Genomic DNA, 12,299 nt, shown 5'->3' with positions numbered 1-12,299 from the left:
TTCTGATGGTTGCCGGTGATGCCGGTGATGCCGGTGATGCCGGTAATGCCGTGTTGCGTCGCAGCATCACGTTGTTGTGTAGTTGTTCAGTCGGGCCAGCGATAGCGGGGCGGCTGCTTTTCCAGGAAGCGCGCGGCGGATTCCTTGCGGTACTCGGTGGCGAAAGCGATACCCTGGCCGTCCGCCTCCATCTCCAGCATGCTGTGCAGGTCCTGGTTCAATGAGGCATTGAGGGCCTTCTTGGTCAGTGCCACCGCCACCGGCGAGGCTTCGGTAAAGGCCGTGGCAAGCGCCAGCGCGCGGGCCTGCAGATCCTCTGGCGGCACGATTTCCATCACGATGCCTTGCTCCAGCGCCGCGGCGGCGCTCAGTTCGCGCATCGAGAACATCAACGCCTTGGCGCGCTGCAGCCCGATCATGCGCGGCAGCGTGTAGAACACGCCGCAATCCGGGATCAGGCCCAGCCGCAGGAAGGGCAGGCCAAAGCGCGCGCGCGGCGTCGCCAGGATGATGTCGGCCACCAGGGCCAGGCTGAAGCCGGCGCCGTAGGCCGCGCCGTCCACCGCCGCAATCACCGGACGGTCAAGGTGAATCAGGTCTTCCAGCCAGGGATGGATGGCCGCCAGGCGCTGCCGGCCCTGGTCCGCGCTGATCTCGCCCTGCATCGAGCTGATGTCGCCGCCGGAGCAGAAGTCCGTGCCCGCGCCGGTGAGGATCAGCGCGCGCACGCTCGCGTCCTGGCGCAACTGATGCACGACCTCGCCGATCTCGCGGCGCATGGTGCCGTTCAGGGCGTTCTTGCGCTTCGGGAAATCGAGCGTGAGGGTGGCAACACCGTCGGCAACGGCGTAGCGGATGGTTTCCATGGCGAACTCCTCTGGGTGGCCTCGGTGGATGTATGTCGTTGCAGTCACAGGATCGGCGGCTCAGTCGAGCTGGATACGGGCATCGCGGACAATGCGGGCCCACTTGGGCGTGTCCGTCGCGATCACCGCCGCCAGTTCCTCCGGGGACGAGCCCACCGGCTGCAGCCCCATCGCCAAGAGCTTTTGCGAAACGTCCGGGAGCCGCACGATGCGGCCGATCTCGGTGGAGAGCCGGACAACCAGGTCACGCGGCGTATTGGCGGGCAGGAACACCGAGAACCAGCCGCTCGGCTCGAACCCGGAGTAGCCGGCTTCCGCGAAGGTCGGCACGGCCGGAATCGATTTGTAGCGCTGGGTGCCGGTGATGGCGAGGATCTTGAATTTGCCGCTATTTAGATAGCTGTTGGCGGAGGTCACGTCGACAAACGCCGAATCCACCTGCCCGCCCAGCACGTCGCTCATTAGCGGCGCGGCGCCTTTGTACGGAATGTGCGCAAGGTCCACGTGCGCTTGCATCCTGAGCAGCTCGCCATGCAAATGCGAGGAGGTGCCGTTGCCGTAGGAGCCGTAGCTGAGCTTGCCGGCCTTGGCCAGGGCCACGAACTCGGCCAGCGTGCTGGCCGGCACCCGGTTGGGCACCACGAACAGGTCCGATGACCTGGCCAGCAGCGATACCGGCGCGAAATCGCGGGCCACGTCGTACGGAATGCGCTTGTACAAGCTGGGCGACTGGATCATGGCGGTGATGGCGAGCAGCACCGCGTAGCCGTCGGGCGGCGCCTTGGCCACGATGTCGTTGCCGAGCATGCCGCTGGCGCCGGGCTTGTTGTCGACCACCACCGGCTGGCCCCAGGCCTCGGTCAGGCGCTGGCCGATCAGGCGCGCGATGGTATCGGTGCCACCGCCGGCGGGATAGGGCACTACCATGCGGATGGGCCGCCCCGGATAAGTGCCCTGCGCCAGCGCAGGCAGTTGCCATCCGCCCAGCAATGCGCCGCCGCCCAGCGCTGCCGCCTGGCCCATCCAGTTTCGTCTCGATGCTTTCATGATGTCTCCCCTTGTTCTGGTCCTGGTCCTGGTCCTGGTTCAGGCCGCGCCGCCGGCGGCGGCCGGTTGCTCCCGGCCTTGGTCCTGCTCCCGCTCCTGCAGCGCCCGCCACTGGATCTTGCCGGTGGCCGATTTGGGCAAGGCATCGACAAAGCTGACAATACGCGGCACCTTGTATGCCGCCAGCCGCTCGCGGCACCAAGCCATGATCTGCTCGGCGCTGGCCTCGGGCGTGCCGCGCGCGGCCGGCTTGAGCGCTACCACGGCCTTGACGGTTTCGCCGCGGCGCGCGTCGCGCGCGGCGATCACGCAGGCTTCGTGGATGGCGGGATGCCCGTAGAGCAGGTTCTCCACCTCGGCCGGCCAGACCTTGAAACCGGACGCGTTGATCATGCGTTTGAGCCGGTCGCGCATGAAGAAGTAGCCCTCGGCGTCCATGAAGCCAAGGTCGCCGGTGCGCAGGAAGCGCTTGCCATCGATCTCGACAAACGATTCCGCGTCGGCCTGCGGGTTGCGCCAGTAACCGCGCATCACCTGCGCGCCATGGGTCACGATCTCGCCCAGCTCGCCCTGCGGCAGCTCGGCCAGCGTGTGCGGGTCGATCACGCGCGCATCCACGCCGAAGGTGGCGATGCCCAGGCATTCCCGCTTGGGCCGGTGGCGCGGGTTGGACAGCAGGAAGGCAGCGGTCTCGGTCAGGCCGTAGGCCTCCACATAAGGCAGGCCGAAGCGCTCCTGCAGCATGGTGGCCACCGCGTCGGGCATGGCGGCGCCGCCACCGCCCAGGTAAGCAAGGCTGGAGAGGTTGCGCTCGGCGATGCCCGGCTGGGCGAAGAAATCCACCAGCATGGCCGGCGGCGCGCCCCAGGTGGACACCTGGTAGCACTCAATCAGGTCTGCTGCCAGCGCGCGGTCCCAGCGCGGCAGCAGTACGATGGTGGCACCCAGGTAAAGCGGCGCGTGGATGCCGTTCTGCATGCCCAGCAGATGGAACATCGGCGCGACCGACAGGCACACGCTCTCCGGGCTCGCGCTGCGCCACAGCTGCGAGCCCACTGCGGCGCTCATCAGCGAGCCATGCGTATGCATGCAGCCCTTGGGATGGCCAGTGGTGCCCGAGGTGTAGGCCAGCATGCACAGCGTGTCATAGCCGGCCTGGTGCGCACGCGGGGCATGGCCGGCGGCGTCGGCCTGCGTCCAGGTCGCCAGCGCGGCGCCGGGCGGCACGGTGGCGGGCAACGGCGTGCGCGCGTAGAGCCAGGCGGGCACACCCTCGGCGCCAGCGGCGCCATCGAGCATGTCCCCGTACTGATGCACGATCACGTGCGCAAGCTTTGCGCCATGCAGTGGCGCCATCTGCGCATAGAGTTCCGCCGCCACGAAGGCCGCCACCGCACCGCTGTCCTCCACCACGTGCTCCAGCTCCCCGGTCAGCCACATCGGGTTGGCCGGCACCACCACTGCCTCGGCGCGCAGGATGGCGTAGTAGGCCACGATGAACTGCGGGCAGTTCTGGCTGAACAGCACCACGCGGTCACCCGGTGTCACGCCGCAAGCCGTTTGCAGGTAGCCGGCCATGCGCTCGATCTGCGCCTGCAGGCTGGCGTAAGAGATGGCGGTATGGAAATACTGGATCGCGGTCTTGTCCGGATAGCGCCGGGCGGCCACCTCGACGTTGTAGGCCAGGCTGGTGCGCGGCACGCGCACCTCGGCGGGCATGCCCGGAGGCCAGTGGGGCGAACGGTAGGCCGGGGAGGGGGAAGCGCAGGCTGCTTGGTTCATGGGAAACACAAAGAAGGAAGATCGCCGGCTGCCGCCGGCTCGGCGTTGATCAAGGCGGAGTCAGTCCAGGCGGATGTTCCGCGTGCGGATGACCTTGCCCCAGCGTGCGTAGTCGCTGCGGATGGTGTCGGCGAAGGCATCGGGCGTGCTGCCCGCGAGCACCACGCCCATGTCGTTCATGCGGGTGCGCACCGCCGGCATGGCCAGCACGCGATTGACGTCGGCGGAGAACTTCTCCACCACCGGGCGAGGCGCGGCGGCCGGCAGCAACAGCCCGAACCAGCCCATCGAGCCCATGCCCGCGATACCGCACTCGCGAAAGGTCGGCACATCGGGCAGTTGCGGTGCGCGCGCGGGGCCCGTCACCGCCAGCGCGCGCAGGCGGCCGGTTGCCATGTGCGGGCGCGCGCCCATCACCGAGATGATCGCCGCGGGTATCTGCCCGCCGAGCAAGTCGTTGAGTTCCGGCGCCTCGCCCTTGTACGACACGTGGGTCATGTCCAGTCCCGCCGCCTCGTTGAACACTTCACAGTAGAGGTGGCCGCTGGAGCCGGTGCCGTAGGAGCCATAGTTGAACTGCTTTGGCCTGGACTTCACCAGCGCAATGAATTCGGCCAGCGTGGCGGCGGGCACCGAGTTGTGCACCGCAAACACCAGGCTGGTGGTGCCGAGATTGGACACCGGGGCAAAATCGCGCACCGGGTCGAACGGCGCTTTGGCGTAGAGGCTTGGGGCCTGGACCAGCGTGGTGATGGTCAGCAGCGCGGTATGGCCGTCGGCATCGGCCTTGGCCACGGCGTCTGCGCCGATCATGCCGCTGGCGCCCGGGCGGTTCTCCACCACGATGGGGCGCTGCCACAGCTTGCCAAGCGGCTCGGCAATCGCGCGTGCCAGCACATCGGTGGCCCCGCCCGCGGGGTAAGGCACAACCAGGCGTACCGGCTTGGCCGGGAAGGCGCTGGCACGCGCCGGGCTCAGCCCCAGGCCCAGGCCACCGGCGGCGAGAGCGCCCGCTCCAATCTGCTGCAGTGCCTTGCGGCGCGTGTGCTGCATCGCTGCTCCTGAATCCGCCCGGAACGGGCATGAGAGAGTTGGGAAATGCTGCGGGCTCAGTCGAGCCGGATATTGAGTTTGCGGACCACGCCAGCCCAGTAAGCCTGGTCGGCACGCGCCACTTCGGCGAACTCCATCGGCCGGGTCCCCTTGACGATCACGCCAAGGTCGGTCATGCGCTGCCGGATATCGGGCGTGGCCAGGATGGCGTTCACGTCCGCCGAGACCTTGTCCACGATCGGCCGGGGCGTGCCGGCCGGGGCAAACATGCCGAACCATCCGGGGCCGTCCAGGCCGCTGTAGCCCAGTTCCTGGAAGGTCGGCACCTCGGGCAGCATGGGCGCCCGGGTATTGCCCACCACCGCCAGCGCGCGCAGCTTGCCGGTGCGCACGTGGGGCTTGAGCCCCATCACGGAGATGGTGCCCACCGACACTTGGCCACCCAGCAGGTCGTTGAGCAGCGGCGCCTCGCCTTTGTATGGCACATGAATCATGTCCAGCCCGGCGGCGCCGGTAAACACCTCCATGTAGAGGTGCGCACCGCTGCCGGTGCCGTAGGTGCCGTAGGAATACCCCTTCGGCTTGCCCTTGGCCATTTGCACGACCTCGGCAAGGCTGCCCGGCATGGACGCATTGGCGGCCACCACCAGGTGCGAGGTCGCCAGCTCCGACACCGCGCTCAGGTCGCGCATGGGATCGAAGGGCGGCTTTGCATACTGGCTGGGCAACTGCACCACGCTGGTCAACGTGAGCAGCAAGGTATAGCCGTCCGCAGGCGCCTTGGCCACCGCATCGGCGCCGATCATGCCGCTGGCACCCGGGCGGTTTTCCACCACCACCGTGCGCTGCCACTGCTGGCCAAGCGGCGCGGCAATGGCACGGGCGAGCACGTCGGTAGCCCCGCCCGCCGGATAAGGCACCACCAGGCGCACCGGCCTGGCGGGGTATCCGGTGGGTACCGCGCCTTGCGCGAGCGCGCCGGCGATCCCGTGGAAGCTGCCGCCCGCGGCCAGCGAAGCCGCGCCAAGCCGTAACAAGGTCCTGCGCCGTTCTGCCTGCATCCTGCCCTCTCCTCTTGAACCGCCACGCCGGCGCAGATGCGCAGGCCGGCAAGGGATGAGATTGCGCGATGCTGCACTGCGTGGACAATGACCTTTCGGCCCAAAATGATTGGCCGAATCGTTCAGGGAAAAGCCTGCCTTTGGTAAATCCGGATTGTGCGGGGGCGCAGCATCGGGCTAACTGGCGGACATAGCCGGCAAAGAACCGGCATCGATCCGGCAAACCCGCCCGTTGCGCTGCGGTGCAGCGGGATGCCGCTCAGGGTAATTCCGGGCCAGGACCGGGGAGTCCGTTGAGAACGAGGAGACAATGCAAATCGCCGCACTCAGGGCATCCGCACCGCCGTCGCTGACGGTGCCGCTCGCCTCCCTCCCGCCAGGCGCACCGGGCACGATACGCGCGCGCGCCCAGGAGGGGCCGCGCGCCGGCGCCGCCCAGCCGCCCACGCGCCACACCATTTCCGTGCTGCAGCTGCACCAGATCGTGCAAGGCGCGCGCCGCCTTGGCTGCGACATCGACGCGCTGCTGCGCCGCGCCGCCATTTCGCCGGCCTTGCTTCAGTCGCCCAACGCGCGCGTGTCCCAAGGCCAGTTTGCCGCGCTGATGCGTTCGATGCGGCGCGTCATGCGCGATGAGTTCTGGGGCTTGCTCAGCCGGCCCGTGGCACCGGGCGTGTTCGCCCAGGCCTGCCAGGCGCTGATCCACAGCGCCACGCTGGAAGACGCCATGCGCGCCGGGCTGGGCATGCCGCCTCTACGCGGAATCCACCTTCGCCTTCCAGGCCTACGGCGTGGCCAACTGGCTGGTCGCGCAGCGCATCCCCCTGACCGGCGTCGACCTGGCCGCGCGCGCGCCGGAGCCGCCACGCGGGCCGTCCCGGCTCACCGACACGGAGCGGGTCTTCAACACCCAGGTGCGCTACGGCCAGCCACGCACCGCCCTGCACTTCGACGCCAGCTGGCTGCGCCTGCCCGTGGTCCAGGACGCCAGCAGCCTGCAAGCCTTCCTGAACGACACGCCGCGCAACCTGCTCACGCGCTACCGTGACGACTCCTGCCTCGCCGAGCGCATCCGGCGCCACCTGCGCTGCCACCTCGACGACGAACTGCCGTCGCTTGAGCAAATGGCCGAAACCCTGCGCCTGACCCCGCAAACCCTGCGCCGGCGCCTGCGCGACGAAGGCCGCGGCTACCAGAGCATCAAGGACAGCCTGCGCCGCGACGCGGCGATTGCGTTCCTGGAGAACACGGACCTTGCGCTGCAGCAGGTGGCGCTGCGCGTGGGGTTTTCAGAGCCCAGCACGTTCCATCGGGCGTTCAAGAAATGGACGGGCGTGGCGCCAGGGGAATACCGGCAACGGCAGATGATGGGGGCCGCGGCCTGAGTCGATGGCCCTGGGCCGAGGATGCGCTAGATCGTCTGCAGCCGGAAACGTTCGATCGGCTCCGGGTGCGCCTGCTGCATATGCGAGAGCACCTCGTTGCGGGAGTCCTGCATGATCTTGCGCATGGCGCGCTCGGCGGCCTGGGCATTGCCGCCAGCGATGGCCGCCAGCACCCGCTCGTAGTCGCTCACGCTTTGCACGCGGCGCTGGGCCGTGATGTAGTCCAGCGGCTGGCTGGTGACCCACAGCATCTGCCACACGCCATCGTGCGGCAGGGTGCGGTAAGCCTGGATCAGCTGGCGGTTGCCGCAGGCATTCATCAGGCCCACGCCCATACGGCCAATGGCCCGCACGAAATCGATCAGCGCCGGCTCGGGCTCGCTGCCAAGCGCGCGCAGTTCATCCAGGCGGGCCTGCAATGGCGCCAGCGCCGCCTTGTCGGGATTGATCGCCAGGTAGCGCACGGCCAGCGACAGCAGCGCGCTGCGGATATTGAAGATATCGATCAGGTCGTCCTGGCGCAACTCCACCACGAAGGCCCCGCGCCGGGGCGAGATCTCCACCAGTCCCTGCTTCTCCAGCACGCGCAACGCATCGCGCACCGGGCCGCGGCTGATGTCGAAGAGCTCGGCGATGGCCTGTTCCTTGATCTGGTCGCCCGGTGCGTACTGGCCGCTGAGGATGGCCTGGCCGAGATGCTTGGCGACCTGCTCGGGGATGGTGGCCGCGGTCATGCGCCGGCGCGACGGTGCCGGCATGTCTTGATCGGGCGCGTCCGGCTCGGGCGCGGCTGGCTGTATTCCAAAGAGTCCGCTCATGAGTAGGCCGCTTAAGAGGGGTGTATAGGATTTGGCCCATTCTATACAGCGGTCTTTCCCGCGTAAATCGTCGATTGTTAACAATTAACCGTTGACGTAACTCTTAAGTGCTCGCATACTTTTTTTTGCCACCCGCGGCGACCGACGGGGTAGCCACAGTCACGCATCCACGGCGATGCTGCGCATTGCGGCCCAACCCCGTGGCGACCGGACAACCTATTTCATCGGGGGCGGAGACAACCCAGCCGGCGCACGCCGGCGCCACCGGAGAAGCACGATGCGTCAGCATTCGCTGCAAACCACGATCGGCGGGCTTTTGCTGGGGGCGTTCGCGTCAACGGCGCTCGCGCAAGCTACCAACCCCCCCGCGATATCTGCCGCACCCGCCACCGGGGCCTTGAGCGTGGCCTTCGGCGCCGAGTCCACTACCCTCGACCCGGTCAAGATCTCGGCGGGCGTCGATCACTACTTCGTCGGCCAGATCTTCGAGATGCTGACGCGGCGCAATGCCGCGCTCAAGGACGAGAACTGGCTGGCCGAATCGTGGAAACTGGACACCGGCAGCGACGGCAAGCCGGTGCTGGACGTGCGCCTGCGGCGTGGCGTGAAGTTCCACAACGGCGATCCGCTCACCGCGGAGGATTTCGAGTTCTCCTGGCAGCGCCAGCGCGACCCCAAGAGCAGCTTCTTCTCGCACTATGTGTCGTCCGTCGAGCGGTTCGAGGTCATCGATCCGCTCCACTTCAAGCTGCACTTCAAGGAGCCAGACGCGCAGTTCATCGTCGGCAACATGCAGCTGTGGGCCATGCCCAAAAAGTACATCCAGAAGGTGGGCGAAGAGGAGTTCGCGCGCAAGCCGGTTGGCACCGGCCCGTGGAAGTTTGTCTCGCGCACGGTCAAGGATGAGCTCAAGCTGGAGGCCTTCGACGGTTACTGGAACCAGGCCGCGCGCCCGACCGTCAAGGAACTGACGATCAAGATCATCCCGGAGGACCTGACCCGGGTGGCCGCCTTCAAGACCGGGCGCGTGGACTGGATCGACAATGTGCCGCCGTCGATGGTGGAAGAGTTCAAGAAGATGCCGGGCGTGAAGACCGTCACGGTGGTCAGCGGCAACAACCTCTTCCTGAACTTCAACACGCAGATGCCGAAGTCGCCATTCAACGACGTACGGGTGCGCCAGGCCGCGGCCCACGCAATCGACGTCGACGCCATCATCAAGCGCGTGCTGTTCGGCCAGGGCGAGCGCTATGCGCAGATCGGCAAGGAGTCCACCGGCTACGACCCCGCGCTCAAGCCCTACACCTACGATCCCAAGCAAGCCCGCGAACTGCTCAAGCAGGCCGGCTACCCGAACGGCTTCGATACACCCTGCTACAACCTCACCACGCCGCGCGAGCCCGGCGTGAAGGAAGTGGGCGAGGCAATGTACGCCTACCTGTCATCGGTGGGCATCCGCTGCCAGGTGCGCAACCTGGAGTACGGTGCGTGGATCAGCCTGGGCAAGCGCGGCCGCAGTGGCCCGCCGGAAATGGACGGCGTGCTGAGCTGGATGTGGTCGCAAGGCCTGCCCGGTGATCCGGGCCTGGCGTGGTCCGGGCACCTGCACAGCTATCAGCAGGGTGGTTGGGGCACCTACTCCTATACCGTCGACAAGGAAGTCGACGCCCTGCTGGAAAAGCAACGAGGCACCATGGACCCGGCCGCGCGCGCCGAGCTGCTGCGCCAGATCGCGCGGATCAAGCAGGAGCGCGTGCTGGGCGGCCTGCCGACCTACCGCCCACTGGTGACCTTTGCCTGGCGCGCGGACAAGATCGACTACGTGCCCTGGCCTATCCGCGACTACTGGCGTGCCTTCCAGCAGGTTGGCTGGAAGCAGAAATAAGCGCGTAAGCCATCCGCCTGCCCGCGCGGCCGCGCAAGCATCAGCGGCCGCGCCGGTCTCCCACCGAAGGAGTCCCCATGCCAACCGCCATCGCCAGACGCCTGATGCATGGCCTTGTCAGCATCATCGGCGCCAGCGTCATCATCTTCATTATCTCGCGGCTCTCGGGCGATCCGCTCGCGCTGCTGCTGCCAGCGGACGCACCGCCCGACGTCATCGCGCAGACCCGAGCGCACCTCGGGCTCGACCAATCGGTCTTGATGCAGTACTTCTACTTCGTCAGCCACGCCATCGGCGGCGACTTCGGCAATTCCTATCGCTGGCAGGTGCCTGCCCTCGGCCTGATCCTCGAACGCCTGCCCGCCACGGTGGAGCTCGCAGTGGCAGCGCTGCTGTTCTCCGTGGCGATGGCCGTGCCTTTTGGCGTGTTGTCCGCGCTGCATCGTGGCTCATGGTTCGACCGCTTCGCCAAGATCTTCGCCATGCTCGGCCAGGCCATGCCGAACTTCTGGGTAGGGCTGCTGCTGATCCTGTTCTTCGCGGTGCGGCTGAACTGGCTGCCAGCCTTCGGGCGCGAAGGCTGGAGCAGCCTGGTGCTGCCCGCCATTGCGTTGGGCTGGTACCCGGTGGCGGCGCAGACGCGCGTCGTGCGCTCCGCCATGCTCGATGTGCTCGACAGCGACTACATCCGCATGGGCCGCGCCATGGGCGTGCCCGAGCGCGCCCTGGTATGGAAGTACGCGCTGCGCAATGCCGCCATTCCTCTCGTGACCATCCTCGGCGTGTACTTCGCCGCGATGCTGGGCGGCGCCTTCGTGGTGGAGGTGATCTTCGCCTGGCCGGGCGTGGGCCGCACGGTGGTGGAAGCGGTGTTCGCCCGCGACTTCCCCGTGGTGCAGGCCGGCGTGATGCTGACCTCCGTGCTGTTCGTGCTGTCCAACCTGCTGGTCGACCTGAGCTACAGCCTGATCGACCCGAGGATCCGCCATGGCTGATACCGCCAGTTCCCGCAATACGCCTCGGCCCCTGTTTCCGAGGCAGTTGCTGCGCCGTCTGATGCCGCGCGGCTTGCCATGGTTTCCCACTCTGGTATTCGCACTGCTGCTGGTGTGCGCGCTCGGCGGCGAACACCTGCTTGCGCACGATCCCAACGAACTAGACCTCGGCCTGGCCTTCCAGCCGCCGGCCTGGCTGGCGGAGGGCGGCTGGGTGTATCCCCTCGGTACCGACAATATGGGCCGCGACGTGCTCGCCCGCATCATGGCCGGCACGCGCATCTCGCTGGTGGCGGCGCTCTACGCCATCGTGCTGTCGGGCGGCATCGGCACCGCGGTGGGCATGGTGGCAGGCTACTTTGGAGGGCGTGTCGATGCGCTGATCATGCGGCTGGTCGATATCCAGATGTCGATCCCGTCGCTGGCGCTGGCCCTGGTGCTCGCCGCCGTGCTCGGCCCGGGCTTCGAGACCGTGGTGCTGGTGATCGTGGTCACCTACTGGACCTGGTACGCGCGTATCGTGCGCGGCGAGGTGATGTCGCTCAAGCAGCGCGACTACGTGGCGCTAGCGCGTGTGGCAGGTTGCGGCACGCTGGTGATCTTCCGCCGCCACCTGCTGCCCAACCTGTTCAACACGCTGCTGGTACTGGCCACGCTGCAGGTGGGCCAGGTCATCGGTATCCAGCAGCCCGACGTGTCCTGGGGGCTGATGCTGGCCGATGCGCGCAACTACATCACCAATGCTTGGTGGGTCATCACCATGCCGGGCCTGGCCATCATGGCCACCTGCCTGGCGTCCAACCTGCTGGGCGACTGGCTGCGCGACCACTTCGACCCGCGCCGGAGGCAACTATGAACAGCATGCCGCACACCATGGGAACCACGCAGCCAGCAGCGGCAACGGATGCCGCGCCGATGCTGCAGGTGCAGGGCCTGACCACCCACCTCAAGCTGCGCCGCGGCGTGGTGCGCGCGGTCGATGGCGTCGACCTGCACGTGCACGCAGGCGAGACGCTGGGCGTGGTGGGCGAATCCGGCTCCGGAAAATCGATGACCATCCTGTCCATCATGCGGCTGCTGCCGCGCCAGGGCGGCCCGGATGCCGTGCGCCTGCCGTGCGCCTGGGCGGCAAGGTGCTGCTCGATGGCGTGGATCTGCTCACGGTACCGGAGAAGACCATGAGCGAGGTCTATCGCGGGCGCAAGATCTCGATGATCTCGCAGGACCCGCTGACCTCGCTCAACCCGGTCTTCACCGTGGGCGACCAGGTCAGCGCGCCGGGACGCTATCACGGCGTCACGCACGGGCGGGATGAGCGCCGCCGGAATGCCGCCGAAGTCCTGGCGCGCGTGCGCATTCCCTCGCCCGAGACGCGCCTGGATGACTACCCGCACCAGTTCAGCGGCG

General features: G+C 67.5%; 11 protein-coding genes and 2 pseudogenes. 7 read left to right on the top strand and 6 right to left on the bottom strand.

Going from position 1 to position 12,299, the window contains the following annotated elements; translation table 11 throughout:
- Window positions 1-86: 86 nt before the first annotated feature.
- From OR16_RS20840 to OR16_RS20820, 5 genes are read right to left on the bottom strand one after another with little or no spacing between them, the layout of a single operon-like run.
- Complete coding sequence (locus OR16_RS20840) at window positions 87-866, bottom strand: enoyl-CoA hydratase/isomerase family protein (RefSeq protein ID WP_006159938.1); 780 nt, start codon at window positions 864-866, stop codon at window positions 87-89.
- Window positions 867-926: 60 nt separating this feature from the next.
- The gene (locus tag OR16_RS20835; protein ID WP_043420492.1) at window positions 927-1,913 is read right to left on the bottom strand and encodes a tripartite tricarboxylate transporter substrate binding protein; all 987 of its coding nucleotides are present in this window, start codon (window positions 1,911-1,913) and stop codon (window positions 927-929) included.
- Between the two features lie 39 nt (window positions 1,914-1,952).
- Window positions 1,953-3,695, bottom strand: a complete 1,743-nt coding sequence (locus OR16_RS20830) for a long-chain fatty acid--CoA ligase (RefSeq protein ID WP_043420490.1) — start codon at window positions 3,693-3,695, stop codon at window positions 1,953-1,955.
- A 60-nt stretch (window positions 3,696-3,755) separates the two neighbouring features.
- The gene (locus tag OR16_RS20825) at window positions 3,756-4,748 is read right to left on the bottom strand and encodes a Bug family tripartite tricarboxylate transporter substrate binding protein (RefSeq protein ID WP_006159935.1); all 993 of its coding nucleotides are present in this window, start codon (window positions 4,746-4,748) and stop codon (window positions 3,756-3,758) included.
- Window positions 4,749-4,804: 56 nt separating this feature from the next.
- Complete coding sequence (locus OR16_RS20820; protein WP_006159934.1) at window positions 4,805-5,809, bottom strand: tripartite tricarboxylate transporter substrate binding protein; 1,005 nt, start codon at window positions 5,807-5,809, stop codon at window positions 4,805-4,807.
- Between the two features lie 310 nt (window positions 5,810-6,119).
- Here OR16_RS20820 and OR16_RS48325 point away from each other — a divergent pair.
- Together OR16_RS48325 and OR16_RS48320 are read left to right on the top strand one after the other, a co-directional pair.
- Window positions 6,120-6,726 (top strand): annotated as a pseudogene (locus tag OR16_RS48325) (AraC family transcriptional regulator ligand-binding domain-containing protein); the annotation flags it as partial.
- Window positions 6,727-6,933: 207 nt separating this feature from the next.
- A complete protein-coding gene (locus OR16_RS48320) occupies window positions 6,934-7,194 on the top strand; it encodes a helix-turn-helix transcriptional regulator (RefSeq protein WP_423739671.1) in 261 nt (86 codons plus the stop codon).
- A gap of 26 nt (window positions 7,195-7,220) precedes the next feature.
- Here the strand turns inward: OR16_RS48320 and OR16_RS39915 are convergent, their stop codons facing one another.
- On the bottom strand, window positions 7,221-8,012 hold the full coding sequence (locus tag OR16_RS39915; protein ID WP_081488843.1) for a GntR family transcriptional regulator: 792 nt from the start codon (window positions 8,010-8,012) through the stop codon (window positions 7,221-7,223).
- Window positions 8,013-8,289: 277 nt separating this feature from the next.
- Here OR16_RS39915 and OR16_RS20805 point away from each other — a divergent pair, with 277 nt between their 5' ends.
- The 5 genes and pseudogenes from OR16_RS20805 to OR16_RS46115 form a co-directional block, all read left to right on the top strand.
- Window positions 8,290-9,897, top strand: coding sequence for an ABC transporter substrate-binding protein (locus OR16_RS20805; protein ID WP_006159930.1), 1,608 nt, complete (start codon window positions 8,290-8,292; stop codon window positions 9,895-9,897).
- Window positions 9,898-9,974: 77 nt separating this feature from the next.
- Window positions 9,975-10,892: an ABC transporter permease gene (locus OR16_RS20800; RefSeq protein WP_006159929.1), complete on the top strand. Its 918-nt coding sequence runs from the start codon at window positions 9,975-9,977 to the stop codon at window positions 10,890-10,892.
- A complete protein-coding gene (locus OR16_RS20795; RefSeq protein WP_237717148.1) occupies window positions 10,885-11,748 on the top strand; it encodes an ABC transporter permease in 864 nt (287 codons plus the stop codon). The genes OR16_RS20800 and OR16_RS20795 overlap by 8 nt, the downstream gene beginning before the upstream one ends.
- Window positions 11,745-12,074, top strand: coding sequence for an ATP-binding cassette domain-containing protein (locus tag OR16_RS46120; RefSeq protein WP_237717147.1), 330 nt, complete (start codon window positions 11,745-11,747; stop codon window positions 12,072-12,074). The genes OR16_RS20795 and OR16_RS46120 overlap by 4 nt, the downstream gene beginning before the upstream one ends.
- A pseudogene (locus OR16_RS46115) lies at window positions 12,071-12,299 on the top strand (ABC transporter ATP-binding protein); the annotation flags it as partial. The gene OR16_RS46120 and the pseudogene OR16_RS46115, both read left to right, overlap by 4 nt.

The sequence above is a fragment of the Cupriavidus basilensis OR16 genome, from assembly GCF_000243095.1.
GTDB lineage: Bacteria > Pseudomonadota > Gammaproteobacteria > Burkholderiales > Burkholderiaceae > Cupriavidus > Cupriavidus basilensis_D.
This window is presented reverse-complemented; position numbering and strand designations above follow the sequence as displayed.